Origin of the sequence: Streptomyces sp. NPDC058279, assembly GCF_042881255.1 — a bacterium.
In the GTDB taxonomy this organism is placed as follows: domain Bacteria; phylum Actinomycetota; class Actinomycetes; order Streptomycetales; family Streptomycetaceae; genus Streptomyces.
In genome coordinates, this window is sequence record NZ_JBHVYA010000018.1 from 42,151 (window position 1) to 62,915 (window position 20,765).

Consider the following 20,765-nt stretch of genomic DNA (forward strand, 5'->3'; position numbering starts at 1 on the left):
TGTCCAGTAGCCGTGCTCCTGGCGGGTCCCCGCAGTTGGGGTGCTAACGCCGTTAGCACCCACCGATACGCGAATGAGCCTGCCCCTGGGACAGGCTCATTCGCGCACTGTTGCCTAATATCCCTCGCCGTGTGCGGCGAGGAGCCGCTCCAGGAGGACTTCGCGCTGCGGGGCGTCCATCTTCTCGAAGATGAGGTCGGCTACGCCGTTGCCGTCGTGCCAAGGGACGCGGTTGAGATTGCGGATGTCCACGACGAACGGTGAGGCGGTGTCGATATCGGATTCAGCAGGTGCCACCGGCTCCTGGACCTCTGCGGCCTCGACCCTGCTCAGAGGTTCGCCGCTCTGGGGGTCCTCGGCGGCCTCGGGCTGGGTGTGGGTGCTAACGGCGTTAGCACCGTTGGACGCCTGCCTGCGCTGCTTCGCCTTGGCACGCTTGGCCAAAGCCTCGTCAGCGGCGCTCTTCTGCTGTTGAGCCGGCAGCTGGCCTACGTTGCGAGCGATCTCAACCGGAAGGGTCCGGTCCTCGACGGCCTCCTGCAGCTCGGGAGTGAGCTTGAGGAGAGCGATGCGCTGAGTAACCCAGGGACTGGATTTGCCCAGTGCACGCGCGACAGCTCGCTGGGATCCGTGGACCTCAACAAGACGCTGGAGGGCTTTCGCCTCGTCGAGGGGGTCCAGGTTCTCGTGCTGGACAGCCGCGATGAGGGCGGTTTCCAGAAGGGTGTCGGCGTCCTGTGCGAGGGAGTCATCGACGTGGACGGGAACGTCGTCCAAACCGGCGAGATTCGCCGCGGCAAGGCGACGGTTGCCGTCGACTACAACGTAGGCAGCCTGGCCGATCTGCTCCTCGTGGTTGGGGTGTGCCGCAAGGAATGCCTGCCGGGTGACGGCGGAAAGGGGCTGAATGATGCCGCGGGAGGTCAGGCTGTCGGCCAGATCCTCAACCGACTTCAGCTCCTCGCGCGGGTTGAAGGGGTTGTGCGCGAGGGCATCCAAGACAACGCGGAGCGTCCCGGCCTCGCCGGCGGGAGCCGGCTCGGCAGGCGAGTCCTGTCCAGCGAAGCGCGCAAAAGAAGCCGCACGGCTGCTCATGGGCTGGGCGACAGCGTTGAAGGTGGGGGAGTCCCCCAGCATGTCTGCCTTGCTCATACAGTCTTCACCCCTCGGGCAATCTGCCTCATCCTGTGGGACTGTTCGCAGTCGGGCGCATAGTCCAGGAGCGGGCACTGCTTACGGACGGCTTCACGCTGCTCCTTCACGTCCGGCACTACAGCCAGGACCGGGGGAGTACCCAGCGACTTCCACTTGTCGAGCGACGAGGTGGCGATGTAGCCGCGACGGCTGTCGAACTTGTTGACGACGAGGCCGAGCTGCTCGATGGCGATATCGAAGTCTCGGGAGAGGGAATCGATCTGCTGGATGAGCATGCCGTAGGCCTGGGCGGAGGTGTCCTCGGCTTCGACGGGAATGACGAGCCCGGACGATCCGGGCTTCTCACCGTCACGCAGACGCCCGTAGTTGAGAGCGGCATCCATGGCCAGGCCGAGGCTGGGAGGCGAGTCGACGACGATGACGTCGAAGTGCTCTTCCAACGGTGCGAGGGCTCGTTCGAGGGCGGCCTCGCGGGGGCCTCGGAAGACGGTGAGGCCTGAGTCGAGGAGGAAAGCGTCGAACGCGGCGGGCAGGATACGCAGGCGGCCTCCGAACCGATCACCGCTTATGGCGATGGTCAGGTCGAGCAGCGACTGCTTGGCCTGCTCGCGGTGCAGCATGTGCGTGATGAGACTTTCCTCGCCGGCGGGAATGGCCGTGAGTCCCAGCTGGTGCGTGAGGTGGCCCTGCGGGTCGTAGTCGACGAGAAGGACCCGCAAGCCGCCAACCGCGGCGGACGCAGCGGCGCCGACAGCGGACGGGTCTTCGGCCAGTGCCTCGGCGAGACCTGCGGAGACGGCCGTTTTACCAACGCCTCCCTTCTGGTTGCAGACGATGATCCGGCGCGTGATCCCCTGGGTGCCGGCGGGGTTGCTGTCGAGCCAGAGCACCACCGCCTGCGCGAGACCCTGGATGTAGGAGACGCCACGATCGCGGCAGTCGACCTTGAAGTCCTCGTAGAGGCCCTCAGGAAGGTAGGTGCCGAACGAGTCCGCACCGGCGGTGTTGACGGCGGGAAGCTCATGCGCGCAGTCGCGCCACGCCTGGATGCCTGACGCGACTGCATCCTGCATGTCGGTCTGGAGCTGCGCTGCACGAACCTTGAGTGCTTGCTGGAGGTGAGCGGGCAGCTTGGAGACGAGCTTCTCCCGCTCACCTCCCGAGTTGGGAGATGACATGCACGGCAGCATACTGCCGTAGCACTCACTTCGGGTGATCCCTTAGGCGCGTTTTGCCGATTTTCGACGGCAGTTCCTGCTGAGCGCTAACGCCGTTAGCACTCACGGGGGCGCTAACGGCGTTAGCACCCCTTCCCTTTGCTGTCCTGTCTCACCGAACCCCGACCGTTCTCACTGGACCCTGACCGGCTCCGCGGAGGGCAGGCGACCTGACCAAGGAGTCCGTGACGAAGGATGTGCACCCTGCACGAGCCCTTCCGCTTCCGCTACTTGCACGCCGGTAGGGACCTGGCCGCCGACCTGCGCGTCGACGCGTACGAGACGGTCGTGCCCCCACCCCCGACCACCTTCCTCATCCACCGCTCGCCGTACCTGCGCCTACCCACGGACCGGACCCCGTGCTGCTGGAGGTGGCATGGCTTGCCTTCGGGGGCTTCCCTGCACGCCGAGTAGCTGGTTAATAACCGGGCCCTTGTCCTCGAACGGAGGTCGCCGCCCTCGCTCTCGACGGCTGGATCCACCGTCGCTTCGGGCTCGCCCCCTGCGCTGCCGTGCTGGCATACAACAGGCTCTCTCACCGCTTCGCCTTCACCTGGCCGGGCTCGGTCACCCCCTTCACCGATGAGTTCTCAGCATCAGGTCCGACTTGCGTTGCCGCCGCTGCCTGCCTATGTGCGGGATCTCGGCGGCCGGATCCTTCTGCTCGTTGCGGAGTTGGTCAAGGCTCAGTGAGGCAGGACAGTAAGGGAAGGGGGGTGCTAACGCCGTTAGCGCCTGTCCCCTCTGGAAGGACCTGGTTTCCGTCTCGAGTGATCTGGTCCGATTCGCTTCTCGTCTCAGGTGACCTGGCTCGCGGGATGTCGATCGGAGAGCCAGGCTGGACCACCTCACAGACACATCCAGCAGTAGAGCTGCTCGCCGGTTTCGAGAGCCCTCCTGGCGAGGTGGATGATTTCTTCAGCCACCGGCTGCATGTCTTCGACGCGCGCTCCGTGCAGTTCTTCCGCTTGCACCCACCTGGCGACGATGGTTGGCACTTCGGAGTCGCGCACAGCCGCCAGAGTGTCCCGTACCAAGGGACTGAGTTCGGATACCCACGGGCCCGTCACCCACGGGTGGTCCTCGTCCACGGGGCCATCAGGGCCGGGTACCGGGGAGGTCGGCCACACGGTCGCCTCCTCGACCAGGTCCACTCGCCAGTGAACCTGACGGATGGCAGCAATCAGCATCGCCAGGACAACGGTCGGATCGACGTGCTTGGCCTCAACTCCATCGAAGACAGGGGGCCATGCGCTGAGCGGGGACCCACCATCCGCCCGCTCAAGCTCCTCCACAACCGATGCAGCATCCACCGCACGAAAGTAGTCAGTCAGAGCGCCCATTGCTTTCCTCTCGGCTTCTAGTTCGTCGGCAGGTAGTAGAGCAACAACGCCTCTCACCGCACGATCCACGCTCGGGTCGAGCATGCCTTCGCCCGGATGAAGACCTGGAAGATCCTGCGCGACTGCCGTCTCACGGGCGATGGCGTGCACCACGCGATGCTCGGCATCGCCCATCTGCACTACGCCGGGCGCCGTGACGGACCGCACCCGGCCCGAAGTACTGTCCATCTGGGTCTGGACCCGGCCTTGGAGGGTGGCGAGGGCCGTGGGCGGGGTGGTCGCGGGTGGGATGGAGATGCCGTGTTTCTCGAGCAGGCGCCGGTTCTTGAGGAGGGTGCGGTGCATGGCGGTGCGGCTGGTGCCGAACAGGACGGCGAGGGGTTCCGCGGCCAGAGCGGCTCGCAGGTGGAGCACGGTGGCCTGGACCTGTTCAGGGAAGGTCAGCCGGGGCGGGCGGCCGCGCTGGGTATCCCCTTCTGGGGCCAGGGTCTCGGTGAGGTCGGTCAGTTGGCGGCAAGTCATCCCGGTCAGTGCGGGATCGGAGAGCAGGGACTGGTCCCACTCCGGCTCTGGGGTCCGGGCCGCTGGGACTGAGGGGGACGGCTGGGGGTGCAGGGCATAGTTCCAGTCGCCGTGGAAGGTATGCCGGGTCAGCGGCAGGGCGGCCATCTCCGATTCTGCGATGCGGACTCCGGTCGGGTAGGTGTTGGTATCCAGCTCGGCCGTCACTCTCAGCCCGGTGCGGGTGGTGGTCGCCGCGATGGACTGCACCATCACTTCATGGCTGGTCAGCGGGCGGCCGTTCCAGTTCATGGTGATGTGAGAGAAGAGCCGGTGCTCGATCTTGTTCCACTTCGATGTGCCGGGTGGTAGATGACAGACGGTGATCGTCAGCCCGGTTTCGGAAGCGAGCTGGGCCAGCTGGAGCTTCCAGGCCCGGGTGCGGTAGCCGTTGGAACCGCCGGCGTCGGCGGTGATCAGCAGCCGTGATGCCCGCGGGTAGGCGGCCTGGCCTTGGCCGCGCCACCAACGGCGGATCGATTCCACCGCGAACGCGGCGGTGTCGTGATCGGTGCCGACGTTGACCCAGCCGGTGTTCGCGGTGAGGTCGTAGATCCCGTAAGGGACGGCTTTGCCCAGCTGCGGGTCGGCGAAGTCGTGGATGCTGACCGGGACAGGCTCCCCGGCGGGCCGCCACTGGCGGCCGTTGTTCTTGAACTCGCCGACGAGTTCCCTTGTGCTCCCCGCCGACGCGGGGGTGGTTCGACGCCGTCGGGGCGGTGCTCCCCGCCGACGGGGGGGGGCCACCGAGCCACCCCCGCGTCGGCGGGGAGCACCGGATGTCGACGCCCATCGGCGTGCGCTTGACCGAACCACCCCCGCGTCGGCGGGGGAGCACTGGTGGGCGGTGGTCTGCTGGTCGGCATGGGCCGAACCACCCCCGCGTCGGCGGGGAGCACACCACCCGGGGCCGCGCCTCGCGGATGGCGGTCGAACCACCCCCGCGTCGGCGGGGAGCACGCATCGTCGCCATGTACGCCCTGGACCTCCTCCGAACCACCCCCGCGTCGGCGGGGAGCACAGCGCCTGGGGGCCGATCGCCCCAACAGCGACCGAACCACCCCCGCGTCGGCGGGGAGCACTGGTAATGGACGATGTCCTCGGTGGTCTTGTTCGAACCACCCCCGCGTCGGCGGGGAGCACGGCGCCCGGCCGTCGCTGTGGCGGCACCGCGACGAACCACCCCCGCGTCGGCGGGGAGCACGGCGCCCCAGCCCACCTCGTGCCCCGCGGCGGCGAACCACCCCCGCGTCGGCGGCGAGCACCTGCTCGAAGGGCCCGGATCTCCGTCCGGGCCCGAACCACCCCCGCGTCGGCGGGGAGCACGGGCTCCACCTCGGTACGAACACGCTGAGGCACGAACCACCCCCGCGTCGGCGGGGAGCACGGGCTCCACCTCGGTACGAACACGCTGAGGCACGAACCACCCCCGCGTCGGCGGGGAGCACACGGGTGGATGAGGTCATACGAATGCCCGGAACGAACCACCCCCGCGTCGGCGGGGAGCACTCCGGCCCCATGTCCTTGTCCGAATATCGCGCCGAACCACCCCCGCGTCGGCGGGGAGCACGCCGGTCCGGACGAAGTCACCCGCGGTGAAGTCGAACCGCCCCCGCGTCGGCGGGGAGCACGTCACCAGCGCCGTTTGGGGCGCCATCTCCCGCGAACCACCCCCGCGTCGGCGGGGAGCACCGCCGGGTGCAGACATCCGCACCACGGACCGGCGAACCACCCCCGCGTCGGCGGGGAGCACCTTCAACGCAGGGCCCTTGAGGCGGACGCCGCCGAACCACCCCCGCGTCGGCGGGGAGCACGCCCTACACGTACCCTCGCGAGGCCTCGGCCGCGAACCACCCCCGCGTCGGCGGGGAGCACCTGGCCGCCGCACCGCTCTCCTTCGAGGTGGTCGAGCCACCCCCGCGTCGGCGGGGAGCACTCGTCGCAGGCGGGGCACCAGGGCCCGTCGCACGAACCACCCCCGCGTCGGCGGGGAGCACTCCTTGAGGGCGGCCTCGGCGTCGGCGGCCTCCGAACCACCCCCGCGTCGGCGGGGAGCACGGCGGGCGGCTGTTCTGTCCACCCAGGAAATGCGAACCACCCCCGCGTCGGCGGGGAGCACGCCGCGCCGAAAAATCGCTGCCTTTCCTGCACCGAACCACCCCCGCGTCGGCGGGGAGCACCCCGCCCTCGACGCGGCGAAGGCGGCCGGGATCAGGGAACGAACCACCCCCGCGTCGGCGGGGAGCACTCGGCCCGTTCACCACACCGGCGCCGCGGAGCAGAACCACCCCCGCGTCGGCGGGGAGCACCCGACCGCGAGCGCCACCAGCACGCGACTCGCCGAACCACCCCCGCGTCGGCGGGGAGCACGGCACCTGGGGGTGGTCCTGCTCGTACCGGAACGAACCACCCCCGCGTCGGCGGGGAGCACTTCGGATAGGCGGCCTGGCGCTCCGTCGCGAGCGAACCACCCCCGCGTCGGCGGGGAGCACGGGCTGCGGGAGCCTCACGCGGCGTTCTGGGGCGAACCACCCCCGCGTCGGCGGGGAGCACGCGGGAGAGTCTGTCCTGCACGAAACGGGCGACGAACCACCCCCGCGTCGGCGGGGAGCACCGCCCGGCGGCCCCCGTCCCGGAAATACACGTCGAACCACCCCCGCGTCGGCGGGGAGCACGCCTCCGCCGACTGGGCAGGCGCCAGCATCCGCGAACCACCCCCGCGTCGGCGGGGAGCACAATTGGCCGCCCTCTACCGCGACGCATCGTTCCGAACCACCCCCGCGTCGGCGGGGAGCACGGCCCAGCCTGTCCAAGGCCATGCTCGGTGGCCGAACCACCCCCGCGTCGGCGGGGAGCACGTGACCGCCCGGCGCGTCGATACCGCGCCGGATGAACCACCCCCGCGTCGGCGGGGAGCACGCCCAGGCATGGCGCATCCGGCGGCGCTGGAACGAACCACCCCCGCGTCGGCGGGGAGCACGGCGCACTGCGCAGCGCGGCCGTCGCCTGGGGCGAACCACCCCCGCGTCGGCGGGGAGCACGGACTCCGGCCAGGGGCGGGCGCCGGCCTCGCGGAACCACCCCCGCGTCGGCGGGGAGCACGCGGCCCTGGGCATGGCTGGCCTGCACGTTGCTGAACCACCCCCGCGTCGGCGGGGAGCACGCGCTGTTCGACGGCGCCCTCCCGCATCAAGGCGAACCACCCCCGCGTCGGCGGGGAGCACTGGTCCAGCTGGGCGACCAGCTGCATCTGTTCCGAACCACCCCCGCGTCGGCGGGGAGCACCACTGGTCGGCCTCGAGTAGCGGGCTGTACACCGAACCACCCTCGCGTCGGCGGGGAACACTCCCGGTTCTGGTGACCGCCCAGGTGGGCGATCGAACCACCCCCACGTCGGCGGGGAGCACCGGGTCGCACCGAAGAAGGGGTGGCCGGGCCCCGAACCACCCCCGCGTCGGCGGGGAGGACGCGTCCGGCGCTGCGTTCGCGCGGGCCTCGTGCGAACCACCCCCGCGTCGGCAGGGAGCACCGTCTGCGCGGCGGCGGTGGCGGCCTCGACGGCGAACCACCCCCGCGTCGGCGGGGAGCACTGCAGGTAGGGGCGGCCCTTGCGGCCCCACTGCGAACCACCCCCACGTCGGCGGGGAGCACGGCCGCTACCGACTCGGCACCGACACCCGGATCGAACCACCCCTGCGTCGGCGGGGGAGCACTGGTGGGCGGTGGTCTGCTGGTCGGCATGGGCCGAACCACCCCCGCGTCGGCGGGGAGCACGTCGTGGCATTGGCAGGCTCGGCGGGTGTCGGCGAACCACCCCTGCGTCGGCGGGGAGCACGACCTCATCGAGATCAAGCTCAAGCCCGAGCACGAACCACCCCCGCGTCGGCGGGGAGCACTTCGGGACGTCGTCCCGGATGAGCACGGGCACCGAACCACCCCAGCGTCGGCGGGGAGCACGTCGAGGGACACCTGATAAAGGCCGCCCTGTTCGAACCACCCCCGCGTCGGCGGGGAGCACTGCCCCTTGTCCGTCCCGCTGGACGACCGGTCCGAACCACCCCCGCGTCGGCGGGGAGCATCGACCGGATCAACACCGCCCGCGCTGGCGCGGCGAACCACCCCCGCGTCAGCGGGGAGCACGCCGAGTTGGCCATGCCGGACTCCATCGAGTCCGAACCACCCCCGCGTCGGCGGGGAGCACGCGAACTCCCCGCTCGCGAACCGGCGCTCGAACGAACCACCCCCGCGTCGGCGGGGAGCACAGATGTGGTGAAGGAAGTCGACCTATCGGACGCGAACCACCCCCGCGTCGGCGGGGAGCACCCGAGACGATCGACCCCATGGGGGTGGGGGATCGAACCACCCCCGCGTCGGCGGGGAGCACAACACGTACAGAATCAGGGCGACGCATTCGACCGAACCACCCCCGCGTCGGCGGGGAGCACGGCGACTACCGACAGGAGACCGCCATGCGGATCGAACCACCCCCGCGTCGGCGGGGAGCACTCCTTGAGCCAGGGCTGGCCGGTTTGGTTCAGCGAACCACCCCCGCGTCGGCGGGGAGCACTCGTCCTTGACGATCCCCAGCGCCTTGGCGAGCGAACCACCCCCGCGTCGGCGGGGAGCACGGACTCGTACTCGCTGAGCGGGTCCCCTCCGGCGAACCACCCCCGCGTCGGCGGGGAGCACCTGAAGGTGAGGTCAGGCCACCCCGAGCTAGCCGAACCACCCCCGCGTCGGCGGGGAGCACGAAGGCGGTGGCGACGCCGCGACGGTCCGCGGCGAACCACCCCCGCGTCGGCGGGGAGCACTGCGAGGGCATGGGCCCGTCTGAGCCCTGGTACGAACCACCCCCGCGTCGGCGGGGAGCACGCTGTAGAGGGTGGCGGTGGCAAGCCGGGGATCGAACCACCCCCGCGTCGGCGGGGAGCACGTCGTCCTGGCTGCCCTCCGGGACGACGAGAACGAACCACCCCCGCGTCGGCGGGGAGCACGTGCTGGTGGCCGGGATGTACTGCGCAACGTGCGAACCACCCCCGCGTCGGCGGGGAGCACCGTGTAGTGCCGTACTGCCCGGCCCCTCGCTCCGAACCACCCCCGCGTCGGCGGGGAGCACCGAATAGTCCGGGGACGTCATGCCACCCCCTACGAACCACCCCCGTGTCGGCGGGGAGCACGCTACCAGGCCGGGGGCTCCACGGCGGGGGACAGAACCACCCCCGCGTCGGCGGGGAGCACGGGGCGGTCGAGGCCGGCGGCCTCTGCGAGGGCGAACCACCCCCGCGTCGGCGGGGAGCACCGTCCTGCTCCCTACCTCGTTGGCCAGAGGGCCGAACCACCCCCGCGTCGGCGGGGAGCACCTGGGCGAGTAGGGCCGCGCGGCGCCTGCCGGCGAACCATCCCCGCGTCGGCGGGGAGCACGGCGTGCCGGATGACCTGATCACCGCTGAGGACGAACCACCCCCGCGTCGGCGGGGAGCACGGTGGTGGCGGCGGCCCTCACGCGCCTGAGTGCGAACCACCCCCGCGTCGGCGGGGAGCGCCCTCGGGCAAGCCGAAGGCCGCCTTCACCAACCGAACCACCCCCGCGTCGGCGGGGAGCGCGAGATGGTGCCGCTCTCGTACGCGGCACGAAGCGAACCACCCCCGCGTCGGCGGGGAGCGCCGCTCGACCTTGATGACGACGGAGGCGTCGTTCGAACCACCCCCGCGTCGGCGGGGAGCGCCGGCCCGGGGCTCTGACCTCCCGGACCGTCCGCGAACCACCCCCGCGTCGGCGGGGAGCGCATCCGTGAGCGTGCGGGCGAGCACATCGACAAGGAACCACCCCCGCGTCGGCGGGGAGCACCGGGTCGACCCGGGGCTGCGTTTCGCCATGACCGAACCACCCCCGCGTCGGCGGGGAGCACTCCGCGACGTCGCGCCGCTTGTCTTCCAGGTTCGAACCACCCCCGCGTCGGCGGGGAGCACGGACTATGACCGGACCGGTGGGTGCTGGGGGCCGAACCACCCCCGCGTCGGCGGGGAGCACGCGAGCAGCGCCCGCGCCGAGTCCATGAAGACCGAACCACCCCCGCGTCGGCGGGGAGCACTTCTCGACCTTCCGGTCGAACTCCGCCTTCTCCGAACCGCCCCCGCGTCGGCGGGGAGCACCACGTTGGTGCGGACGTGCAGGTAGACCTGTCCGAACCACCCCCGCGTCGGCGGGGAGCACCCGGGCGGTACGCAGACGCCTGTCAGCTCTGGCGAACCACCCCCGCGTCGGCGGGGAGCACGCGGCGGGTGATCTCGGCCTCCGCCATGGAGGCGAACCACCCCCGCGTCGGCGGGGAGCACGGGAGCTCGATGCTGGCCGTGTTCACGTCGAACGAACCACCCCCGCGTCGGCGGGGAGCACGCGGACCGGCGGGCGCATGGGGAGTGGTTCGACGAACCACCCCCGCGTCGGCGGGGAGCACGTCAGCTCGGCAACCGCCTCGTCACGGTGGCGCGAACCACCCCCGCGTCGGCGGGGAGCACGAGCGCGGGGTCGAGCAGCGCCGTGTCGGCGGGGAACCACCCCCGCGTCGGCCGGGGAGCACCCATGTCGATGCCGTAGGAGAGGGCCCTGCCGCGAACCACCCCCGCGTCGGCGGGGAGCACCTTACCGGGTCCCCGTGGCTGATGTCCGAGTCCGAACCACCCCCGCGTCGGCGGGGAGCACCCGCGTGGGGCCGCTGTAGGGCGTCATGACGCCGAACCACCCCCGCGTCGGCGGGGAGCACCGCCTCGCGCGTCGTGCGCGCGGCCTCGGCCGCGAACCACCCCCGCGTCGGCGGGGAGCACGCGGTCATCCTCGCGCTGTACGGGGGGACGATCGAACCACCCCCGCGTCGGCGGGGAGCACACGTCATCGAGGCTCGGGCCGGCGGGGTGTTCCGAACCACCCCCGCGTCGGCGGGGAGCACCTTACCGGGTCCCCGTGGCTGATGTCCGAGTCCGAACCACCCCCGCGTCGGCGGGGAGCACCCACTCGGCTGCTCCCGCTTCACCCTCGGAACCGAACCACCCCCGCGTCGGCGGGGAGCACACGAAGCGCCTCATCTGCGCCTCTCGGCGGGACGAACCACCCCCGCGTCGGCGGGGAGCACCCGGACAGAGACCGTTTGCCCGCCTTTTTGGCCGAACCACCCCCGCATCGGCGGGGAGCACGTGGTCAAGGGCTCGCTCGTGATGGACGCCGTCGAACCACCCCCGCGTCGGCGGGGAGCACGATCAGCGAGGACGACGGGGATGCACCGCGATCGAACCACCCACGCGTCGGCGGGGAGCACCTCTGGTAGAGCGCTGCTTGAGCCGCGCTCGACGAACCACCCCCGCGTCGGCGGGGAGCACAGCGTCGCCGGCCGCCCCGACCCCGGCGTCACCGAACCACCCCCGCGTCGGCGGGGAGCACAGCGTCGCCGGCCGCCCCGACCCCGGCGTCACCGAACCACCCCCGCGTCGGCGGGGAGCACGCCGCCGCAGAGCAGGGCCACACGCTGGACGACGAACCACCCCCGCGTCGGCGGGGAGCACTCACTGCTCTGGTCGTGCTGCGGTACCCACGGCGAACCACCCCCGCGTCGGCGGGGAGCACGGCAGCCTTCGCAATCTCTGTGACCGTCAAGGCGAACCACCCCCGCGTCGGCGGGGAGCACACTTCGCGACCTGCAGCTTCTTAGCGACTTTGCATCTTCTTTGCTGTTTGCGGTCGTGTGGCAGTCTCGAACATGACCGAAGCCTACGACGTCTCGCGGTACCAGAGTATGGAGTGAGGGTGGCACCGAATGGTGGTTGACTGCGGGACGGCTCGCAACGGGTAGGTGAGGGGAGCGGTCGTGGTGAGCATGCCTGAGGTGGACCAAAGTTTGTGGGGAAAAGCCCGTGGGCTGGAGGGGATGACGTACCCGGTGGTGCGGCATTTGCTCGATGCGGCGGCCATGGCGCTGACCTTGTGGGACGAGTACCTCACTGACAACCAACGTGCGGTCATCTCTGCTGGTTTCGGATGCGTGGGTCGCCCCGATGAAGCTCGTGCGCTGGTCGGGCTGTGTGCTGGTCTGCATGATCTGGGAAAGATTTCCGGTTTCCAGTTCTGCAACCGGCGTGCTGCGGAAGGGCTGAGTGCGGGCCTGCTCGGTGATCTGGGGAAGATCGGTGACGAGCAGGTCCGCCACGACGTGGCGGGTATGCGGGCCACTGCTGCGGTGTTGGCCGCTTTGGGATTCGAGGATGTGTCTGATCCTGATGACGAGAAGGGTCCCATCGCGCGGATTGCCGAGGTGATTGGCGGGCACCACGGCCGTTTCCACCGGCATGAATCCTTGTTCGATAGTCCGGCGTATGAGGTGTTCCTGGGTGGTGGGACGTGGGCTGGTCAGAGGTCCGCGCATGCCCGTGCCATTCATGCGGTGCTCGGTGCGCCGACGATGCCGGACAAGTTCGCTGCTCCAGCGGCTGTTCTTGTAACGGGTGTGGTGGTTCTGGCTGACTGGCTTGTCAGCCAGGAGAGCTACGTGCGCGAGCGTTGCGGTTCACTGGAAGTGGGCTTGGAGCGGCACTTCGCGCAGTCGTGTGTTGATGCGAAGCGACTGGTCCGAGATGCGGGACTGATGCCGGTTGAGCTTGCACGCAAGCCGTTCGCCGAGGCTTATGGCATCGATGGAGCACCGAACGCTCTGCAGCGTTCGCTGGCCTCGGACTTGCCGGTAGCGCTCGAAGGGGCGCCCCAGGAGAAGGGTGCTGTCGGCAAGGCCGGGATTCTCGTGGTGACGGCTGCTCCCGGTGATGGGAAGAGTGAGGCCGCGCTGGAGGCGGAGCGGGTGCTCTCTTCGCGTTTTGGGACGCGGGGGTTTGCTTTCTTGTTGCCGACGATGGCTACGAGCGACCAGATGCACGGCAGGGTTGCCGGTGTCCTCGCCCGGCAGGAGGCGGCCGGGTCGGGGTTGGCGCTGACCCACAGCATGTCCTGGCTCAACAATGCCTACGCCGAGGATGGTCTCGGTCCGGGTGACCGGGTGCTGGTGTGTGATGGAGACGAGGCCGGGCAGGATGACGGGCCGGCACGCCGGCTGGCGGCCTTGCGTCCGGCGCGGTGGTTGCGTGGTGCGAAGCGGGCTCTGCTGGCCCAGTACGCGGTCGGCACGATCGATCAGGCGTTGATGGCGGTGTTGCCGGTTCGGCACAGCATGTTGCGGCTGTTGGGGCTGTCGGGGAAGACGTTCATCGTGGATGAAGCCCACGCCTATGACCCCTACATGCAGGTGCTGCTGGGACGCCTTTTGAACTGGTTGGGAGCCTACGGGGTGCCGGTGGTGCTGTTGTCGGCGACCTTGCCGGGGTCGGTGAGCGACCAGCTCGTCAAGCAGTACCTGCAAGGTGCCGGGCTTACGCCGAAGAGTCTCAAGGCGCGATCGTTCCCGGTGCCGTATCCGGGCTGGCTGTACGTCGACGCCGGCAGCGGCCACTGCACCGAAATCAGTGCGGCGGATCGGGAGGAGCAGGCTCGGCAGCGCCGTATGGACCTGGTGGTCGAGGTTGAGCCTGTCGACGGGAGCCGGCCGGATGGTGCACGCGGTCGCCTTGCCGTCATCGGCCGGCTCGTGACCCCGGCTTTGGAGGAGGGGGCCGGGTGTGTGCTTGTGGTGTGCAACACCGTCGGTGAGGCTCAGGACACCTACACCTATCTGTGCGAGCTGAGTGCCGGCCGGCTGGAGGCAGGGAGTGTGCAGCTGTTGCATGCGCGTTTTCCCGCAAAGATGCGGGAGGCGCGTACCCGGCAGGTCACCGGGGGGATGGGCCGGTCGGGACCGCGGCCACAGGGGCGGATCATCGTGGCCACCCAGGTGGTGGAGCAGTCCCTGGACCTGGACGCGGATGTCGTGATCAGTGATCTGGCCCCGATGGCGTTGCTCCTGCAGCGTGCCGGGCGGTGCTGGCGGCACGAGACGTGGTGGGCCGAGCACGGACGGCCGGACGGCAAGGACCGTCCCGGCTGGGCGCTGCAGACCGGGCCCCGGCTGGTGGTCCTCGATCCTTTGAGCGGGGGCGGGGGAGTACCGCGGCAGTGGGGCGAGGTCTATCACGAGGCCGTCTTGTTCGAGACGTCCCAGGCCCTGGCCGAGCGGGGGGTGGAACCGGTTCGCGTGCCGGATGACGTGCAGGAGCTGGTGGAAGGGGTCCACGGAGTCGGTTCGGGTCGTTACAACTTCGACAACCCGGAGGCCTCGGCGGCCTGGAGTGCCTACGTGGGCCAGGAGGCCGCCCACCGCGGGGCAGGGAACATGGTGGTGATTCCCCGCGCAAGGTCGGTAATCGGTCTGGACGAGCTGCACCGTACGCCTGGGACAGACGACGAGTGGCAGGCTGCGACACGGCTGGGGGCGGATTCGGTACGACTGCTGTGTGTGTACGTCCACGACGGCGGGCGGGAGAGCCTGGATCTGGCCGGTGAAATCCCGTTGCCCTGTGCTGCGGCGGGCGAGGCTCCGACGGCGACCGATGTCCGCCTGGTGATGGGGCAGACCATCCCGGTCAACGCGCAGTGGTTCCGTGATGTGGACGGCGGTGACTTCCAGCCACCACCGGCTTGGATGGAACACCCGATGTTGAGCGATCTTGTCGTGCTCCGCCAGCAGATCCGCGACGGACAGCCGGTGCCTGTGGCAGTAGGACGTCACCGGATCTGGCTGGAGGACGACCTCGGCCTGCGGCGCGCATAGCGGGCCGCAGACCGCGGTTCGCGACACCCCCACGTCGGTGGGGAGCTGGGACCGTATACCCCGGCGGACGCATGGGGCCTCTTACGGAACACCCCCACGGCAGTGAGGATTTGCCCCGACTGTCGGGGCTGCCTTCTCTTCACATGACATTCAAGCCATGGCTGGGTGCCGAAGTAATTTCGTCGTGACGGAGTCGCTGGCACGCCTCGGTGTAGGCGCGTAGGAGCGCCCGACAGTTTTCCGTCAGTACTCGGTTCGGCTTGATGAACAGTGCAGCGATGGTGATCAGGGCCAGGAAGGCGAATCCCGTGCGTGACTGGCTGTAGACGGCTGGAACGAGTCGATCGGGATGCTGCAACTGATTACTCCTCGGCTGTTGCTGGGGAGGGCAGCCTGTCACGCGGCTTTCGGGTGGCCCCATGCCAAAACGCATGGGGCTTCTTACTTCACTGGATCGAGTGGTGGCCGGTGACAGGTTCTGCTCATCTCAGGACAGACTGCTGCCTGCCTTGCTCTACTAGGCCTCGCACGGCGGCCCGGGGGCGTTGTCAGTGGTCCCTGTTTCACTGTGCGCGGGATAGTTGCGCGTGTACGTGTAGCTGCCAGGGGCAGGGCGCGTGTGCGGCTCTGCCCGGGCGGCAGAGATGGCGGACAGCATGGCTGATGGGTTCGACCTGCGGGACGAGCCGTGGATTCCGGTGCGCTTAGGCAGCGGTGCATCGGTGATGGTGGGGCTGCGTGAGCTGTTCCACCGGGCGCATGAGATCGAGGACTTGGAGCTACCGGTGCCGCCAGTGGCGTCGGGACTGTTACGGCTGCTGGCGGCTGTAACTGCCCGGATCAAGGTCCATGACGGCATCGCCCTGGACGATGAGGATCTGGCGGACGAGCCACCGGAATGGGTCCGGGTGCGTAACCGTGTGCTGCGGCAGAAGGCCTTCGACGCGGATGCGGTGGATGAGTATCTCGACTGCAGGGTTTCGCAGGGCCGTTTCGACCTGTTCCATCCTGAGCGGCCTTTCATGCAAGACCCCCGTCTGCGGACGGAGTGCGTCGACGGCAAGGGACTGCCGAACCCCTCAGGGGTCAACAAGTTGGTGCTCGGGCGTCCCACGGGTGTCAACGGTGCTGTCCTGTTCGGACATTTCACCGACACCGCTCCGCTGCCCGTGCCGGCCGCCGAGGCTGCATGGCATCTGATCGCCCAGCTCTACTACGGGCCTTCCGGCCAATGCACACCCCGACGGATTACGACGGTCAAGCCAGGAAACGGCGACGCGGGCCCCTTGAGGAAGTCCCTGTCGTACCACCCCTGGGCGGACAGCCTCTATACGACGCTCATCCTGTCCGTGCCCGCGCCCACCGTGGGTGAGCCGGATCCCTTCGACGCGTGTCCTTGGGAGGAGGAGTCGCTGCCTGATCCGCTGGGCGCTGTGCCTTCGCCGAGCTGGCCCGGACGGCTGCTGACCGGACGGATCCGGCACGCCGCCCTCCTCGTGCCTTCACCCGACGGCAAATCGATCACGGACGCCTACCTGACCTGGTCCACGCATGAGCCCGCTGTGCCGGCTCCTGACCCCTACGTCATCCTCGACATGCCCAGGGCCGGTGATGGCGAGCCGTACCCGCGGCCCGCGGACGCCGGCCGGGCGTTGTGGCGGGACCTGGACGCACTGCTCCTCAAGGGTGGGGGCCAAGCCCGGCGGCCGGCGGTGTTCGAGAACCTGCCCGCGTCACTGAGGGCCGGTCTGCGGGTTCGGGCATACGGCTTCGACCAGGACGGCCAGCAGAAGGACAGTTCCTGGTTCGAGGCGACGACGCCGCCGGTTCTGGGCTGGCAGGAGGACGGATCCAGCCCGGAGATGGCGGTGCGCGTCGGGCAGAGCAGGGAGTTCGCGGAGCAGACCGGTGACCGGCTGCGCTATGCCGCCCTTCTGGCCTGGAAGATCGCGACCGACCCGGGCGTCGACCCCGCGGGGAAAGTGAAACTGGATCGGAAAAAGCCCGGCCCCTGGGCGCAGGCGGCCCTCGCCCACTACTGGCCGTCCGCCGAGAAGGTCTTCTGGTCTCTCCTGGCTCCCGGCCGTCTCGACGATCCTGTGCGGCCGGCGTTCGTGGAGGCGGCACTCGATGCCCTGGACGCGGCCATCGGGGCCCGCAGCGCAGATGTACGCGTGGCCCGGGCCCGGGTGAACGCACGCCGGGTGCTGCGTTCGCTGCTCCGCCAGACGACCATTCCGCAGCAGTCTTCAGGAACGCTTTCGGGAAGTGAACGATGACAACCATCCCTGTGCAGGCATCTTCCCCCGTAACGGATCCCAGGTCCGGCCGAGAGGCGCAGATGAGGCGGTTCGTTACCGAGGTGATCGCCCTCTGCGCCAAGGACAAGAGGGCGCAGGCCGACCTGCGCAGCGGGCTGGGGCTGCCGTACGAGCGTTGCCACCGTCTACACCGTCACCTCGTGCGGCTGGTGCCCGAGGAGGTGCAGCACCCGGCAGGCCGGCGCCCCTACTACGCGGTGGCCGCGCTGATCGCGGCCCGATCCCGTTCCGCCCGGGAGCAGGAGGACGCCAGGGCCGAGGAGTCGGCCGTGAATGCGGCGCGGGAGTCGGCCGAGGCTGCCGCCCTCGGCGAAGCGACAGCAGTACCGGTGCAGGGCTCGGCCGGGCGGGAGGATGCCGGTCGCGACCGCCGGGAGCGGGTCAACCTGGGGGCGTCACTGGCCGAAGCCGTCAACGCGGGCGTGATGAAACCCGACTCGGCGGAGTCGGAACTGCACTACATGGCGCGTGTGGGAAGCGAATCGCTGAACAGCCGGCTTCCGGCACTGCTGCGCCAGTTCACCGGACGCGGGGTGTTCCTCGACTGGGCCGTACTGCTGGACGACCTGTCCTGGTGGGACCGGCGTCAGGACCACATCGCCACGCGCTGGCTGGAGAGCTACTTCCGCGTCCGCACGGCGGAGCAACGACGCACCCCTGACGGTCCCGCCGCACCCGGCCCCGCCCATGAGGGCGACGGGCCGGTCCGTGGGCACCACCACAACGACACCACTGAGGAGAACGAGTGAACTCCCTGTTCTTGGACCTGAACGCCATCCAGGCGGTTCCCGCGGCCAACCTGAACCGGGATGATCTCGGGTCACCGAAAACCGTCCGGTACGGCAACGCGAACCGGATCCGCGTCTCCAGCCAATCCTGGAAGCGCGTCGTTCGCCTGGGAGTGGAGCAGGACCTCGGTGAGAAGGCCGCCAGGACCCGCATGGTCCCGATCAAGGTGAAGGAAGCCCTCGCACGCTCGGGCTGGCCTGAGGACTTGGCCGCGTTCGCCGGCGCGCAGGTCGCCGCGAGCGCGGGCAAGAAGGGCCTGGGCACCGAGAAAGCCGGGCACACCTCCGTGCTGCTGTTCCTGCCCGAGGCCGGCATCGCCGACCTCACCGCTGTCTGCACCGAGTACCGCGCCGAACTCGAAGCAGGCCTGGGCAAAGCCAAGCCCGGGGTGCTGCTGCCGGCGGACCGAATCGAAGCCATCCTCAAGACCCGCACGGCCTCGATCAGTCTCCTGGGACGGATGCTGGCCGAGCTCCCCGGCGCCAACGTCGACGGAGCGGCACAGGTCGCGCACGCCTTCACCACCCATGCCAGTGAGCCGCAGCGCGACTACTTCACGGCCGTCGACGACTGGCTGGGAGAGTCGGAGACGGGCAGCGGCCACCTGGACACCGCCGAGTTCAGCGCCGGCGTCTTCTACCGGTTCGCCTCGGTGAACATCACCGATCTCCTGACCAACCTCGAAGGCGATACCAAGGCCGCACGCACCGTACTTGCCTCCTTCGCGGACCACTTCCTGATGTCTCTTCCACAGGCGAAGAAGAACAGCACAGCCCCCCACACCATCCCCGATCTCGCCTACCTCGCGGTACGTTCCCACCGGCCCCTGTCGCTGGCCGCGGCATTCGAAACCCCGGTGGCCGCAGACCGCGCCGGCGGCTTCTCAGCCCCCTCCCGACAGGCCATGGCGCACTACGCCGGCCAAGTCCACCGGCTCACCGGCAACCGCCACCGCGCCTTCCACGGTCACGCCGCAATCAGCACCGAGCCGTACGAGCAGCTGGGCAGCGCCCACGGCTCCTTCGCCGAACTCATCGACGCCGCCGTCGAAGCGGCCCTGCCCGAGGCCACCTCCGACGACCAGGGCGATCCCCAGTGACCGGTCTGCTGCTCCGGCTCGCCGGCCCCCTGCAGTCCTGGGGGGAACGCTCGGCCTTCACACCCATGCGTGACACAGCCGGCTTCCCCACGCGATCCGGCCTGATCGGGATGTTCGCCGCCGCCCAGGGACTCGCCCGCGGCGCATCCCTCAACCAGTACGACGCCCTGGAGATCACCGTCCGCATCGACCGGCCCGGCGTCCTGCTGACCGACTACCACACCGTCGGAGGAGGCATGCCCACCCACCTGACCGCCGCGACCAGCGGTGGAAAGAACAAAGGCGCAGCCGTCATCACCCGCCGCCAATACCTGGCCGACGCAGTGTTCGTCGCCGCGGTAGAAGGGCCCGGTGAACAGCTCGGGGAACTCGCCGACGCACTGCGCCACCCTCACTGGGCGCCCTACCTCGGCCGGCGCTCCTGTCCGCCCGATGAGCCTTTCCTGCTGCGATCCGACGTTAACGATCCGGTGGCCGAACTCCTCACATCCGTTCCGCTGAGCCGGCCCCACACCGACGAGCGCCGCGGCCCGACGCCCACCCCACACCCGGACCACATCAGTGTCGACGTTCTGTGGGAGCACCCGCCCTCCGGCACCTCCACACCCGCGATCCCGCTCACCGTCCAAGACCGCCCCCTCACCTTCGCCCAGCACGGCCGAAGCCACGGCAAACGCCGGCTGTACCGAACCACCGAGCAGCTGCCCGCCGGCCTGCTCCACCCCGAGGAACGCACCTTGCACGAACGCCTGGTCGACTATGCCGCCCAGGACACCACAGCAGGCGCACCGTACCCGCAGAGCACGGAGCACACGGCATGACCCCAACCCCGCATCCGACTGCATTCCTCGCCCGCATCCGCCTGAACCCGCGCAACCGCGCCGTCGCACGCGACCTCCGCGACGCCACCCAAATGCACCGCACCCTGATGAGGCTCGTCCCCGACGACCTCGGTGACAGCCCCCGACTCCGCAGCGGCCTCCTCTACCGCATCGAGACCACCCCCGACACCACCACCGTCCTCCTCCAAGCCACAGCACCCCTGGACGACAAAGCCCTACCCGCCGAATACGGCCACATCGAGATCAAAGACCTCTCAACGATGTTCGCCGCACTGCGCCCTGACCTCGCCGTCCGCTACCGCATCACCGTCAACCCATCCCGGCGCGAACGCCTGCCCCTGGAACAGAAAAACCAACGGGGCAAAGTCATCCCCCTCTCCGGACCCGACGCGGACCAATGGTGGACACGCCGAGCCGAGGAAGCCGGCCTGCGACTCAAAACCCTGCTCCCCATCCCCGTTGAATCCGCGCGCCGACGCGGCAACCCCACAACCCCACTCCGCCACAACCTCATCCGATACGACGGCACCGCCACCGTGGCCGAACCACTGGCCCTCACCAACGCCCTGCTCACCGGCATCGGCCGAGGAAAGCCCTACGGCGCGGGACTCCTGACCCTGGCCCCGGCAGCCACGTGACAAGGCAGGCACACCAGCGGGGCGGCCAGGCCCCACGCCGACTGGCCGCCCCCACCCT

10 protein-coding genes, 2 pseudogenes and 1 CRISPR repeat array are annotated in these 20,765 nt (G+C 69.7%); of the genes and pseudogenes, 8 read left to right on the forward strand and 4 right to left on the reverse strand.

What is annotated here, in order from left to right; all coding sequences use genetic code 11:
- Positions 1–114: 114 nt before the first annotated feature.
- Positions 115–1,152: a ParB/RepB/Spo0J family partition protein gene (locus tag ACFVXJ_RS26275; protein WP_389665285.1), complete on the reverse strand. Its 1,038-nt coding sequence runs from the start codon at positions 1,150–1,152 to the stop codon at positions 115–117.
- Entirely contained in the window at positions 1,149–2,333 is a 1,185-nt protein-coding gene (locus tag ACFVXJ_RS26280) for a ParA family protein (RefSeq protein ID WP_389665286.1), read from the reverse strand. The genes ACFVXJ_RS26275 and ACFVXJ_RS26280 overlap by 4 nt, the downstream gene beginning before the upstream one ends.
- A gap of 234 nt (positions 2,334–2,567) precedes the next feature.
- Between ACFVXJ_RS26280 and ACFVXJ_RS26285 the strand changes: the two genes are divergently transcribed.
- Positions 2,568–2,786: a hypothetical protein gene (locus tag ACFVXJ_RS26285; RefSeq protein ID WP_389665288.1), complete on the forward strand. Its 219-nt coding sequence runs from the start codon at positions 2,568–2,570 to the stop codon at positions 2,784–2,786.
- A 989-nt stretch (positions 2,787–3,775) separates the two neighbouring features.
- Positions 3,776–3,895 (forward strand): annotated as a pseudogene (locus tag ACFVXJ_RS26290) (transposase); the annotation flags it as partial.
- 48 nt (positions 3,896–3,943) lie between these two features.
- Here the strand turns inward: ACFVXJ_RS26290 and ACFVXJ_RS26295 are convergent.
- A pseudogene (locus ACFVXJ_RS26295) lies at positions 3,944–4,951 on the reverse strand (ISAzo13 family transposase); the annotation flags it as partial.
- Positions 4,952–5,023: 72 nt separating this feature from the next.
- Positions 5,024–11,955: direct repeats of the CRISPR family, unit length 29 nt; unit sequence CGAACCACCCCCGCGTCGGCGGGGAGCAC.
- 189 nt (positions 11,956–12,144) lie between these two features.
- Here ACFVXJ_RS26295 and cas3 point away from each other — a divergent pair.
- Positions 12,145–15,018 (forward strand): CRISPR-associated helicase Cas3', encoded by a 2,874-nt coding sequence (gene cas3 / locus ACFVXJ_RS26300; RefSeq protein WP_389665413.1) that lies wholly within the window; start codon positions 12,145–12,147, stop codon positions 15,016–15,018.
- Between the two features lie 139 nt (positions 15,019–15,157).
- Here cas3 and ACFVXJ_RS26305 read toward each other — a convergent pair whose 3' ends face one another.
- Positions 15,158–15,451: a hypothetical protein gene (locus ACFVXJ_RS26305; protein ID WP_389665290.1), complete on the reverse strand. Its 294-nt coding sequence runs from the start codon at positions 15,449–15,451 to the stop codon at positions 15,158–15,160.
- Positions 15,452–15,662: 211 nt separating this feature from the next.
- Here ACFVXJ_RS26305 and casA point away from each other — a divergent pair, with 211 nt between their 5' ends.
- The 5 genes from casA (at position 15,663) to cas6e (ending at position 20,707) form a co-directional block, all read left to right on the forward strand.
- Complete coding sequence (gene casA, locus ACFVXJ_RS26310; RefSeq protein WP_389665292.1) at positions 15,663–17,297, forward strand: type I-E CRISPR-associated protein Cse1/CasA; 1,635 nt, start codon at positions 15,663–15,665, stop codon at positions 17,295–17,297.
- 62 nt (positions 17,298–17,359) lie between these two features.
- A complete protein-coding gene (casB, locus tag ACFVXJ_RS26315) occupies positions 17,360–18,088 on the forward strand; it encodes a type I-E CRISPR-associated protein Cse2/CasB (RefSeq protein WP_389665293.1) in 729 nt (242 codons plus the stop codon).
- On the forward strand, positions 18,085–19,227 hold the full coding sequence (cas7e, locus tag ACFVXJ_RS26320) for a type I-E CRISPR-associated protein Cas7/Cse4/CasC (protein WP_389665295.1): 1,143 nt from the start codon (positions 18,085–18,087) through the stop codon (positions 19,225–19,227). The genes casB and cas7e overlap by 4 nt, the downstream gene beginning before the upstream one ends.
- On the forward strand, positions 19,224–20,048 hold the full coding sequence (cas5e, locus tag ACFVXJ_RS26325; RefSeq protein ID WP_389665296.1) for a type I-E CRISPR-associated protein Cas5/CasD: 825 nt from the start codon (positions 19,224–19,226) through the stop codon (positions 20,046–20,048). The genes cas7e and cas5e overlap by 4 nt, the downstream gene beginning before the upstream one ends.
- Positions 20,045–20,707, forward strand: a complete 663-nt coding sequence (gene cas6e / locus ACFVXJ_RS26330; protein ID WP_389665298.1) for a type I-E CRISPR-associated protein Cas6/Cse3/CasE — start codon at positions 20,045–20,047, stop codon at positions 20,705–20,707. Before cas5e ends, cas6e begins: the two co-directional genes overlap by 4 nt.
- Positions 20,708–20,765 lie beyond the last annotated feature (58 nt).

Bases quoted from the DNA above. Each gene is read 5' to 3' on its own strand.
- ACFVXJ_RS26275 (WP_389665285.1), bottom strand. From the start codon at position 1,152: ATGAGCAAGGCAGACATGCTGGGGGACTCCCCCACCTTCAACGCTGTC.
- ACFVXJ_RS26280 (WP_389665286.1), bottom strand. From the start codon at position 2,333: ATGTCATCTCCCAACTCGGGAGGTGAGCGGGAGAAGCTCGTCTCCAAG.
- ACFVXJ_RS26285 (WP_389665288.1), top strand. From the start codon at position 2,568: ATGTGCACCCTGCACGAGCCCTTCCGCTTCCGCTACTTGCACGCCGGT.
- cas3 (WP_389665413.1), top strand. From the start codon at position 12,145: ATGCCTGAGGTGGACCAAAGTTTGTGGGGAAAAGCCCGTGGGCTGGAG.
- ACFVXJ_RS26305 (WP_389665290.1), bottom strand. From the start codon at position 15,451: ATGCGTTTTGGCATGGGGCCACCCGAAAGCCGCGTGACAGGCTGCCCT.
- casA (WP_389665292.1), top strand. From the start codon at position 15,663: ATGGCGGACAGCATGGCTGATGGGTTCGACCTGCGGGACGAGCCGTGG.
- casB (WP_389665293.1), top strand. From the start codon at position 17,360: ATGAGGCGGTTCGTTACCGAGGTGATCGCCCTCTGCGCCAAGGACAAG.
- cas6e (WP_389665298.1), top strand. From the start codon at position 20,045: ATGACCCCAACCCCGCATCCGACTGCATTCCTCGCCCGCATCCGCCTG.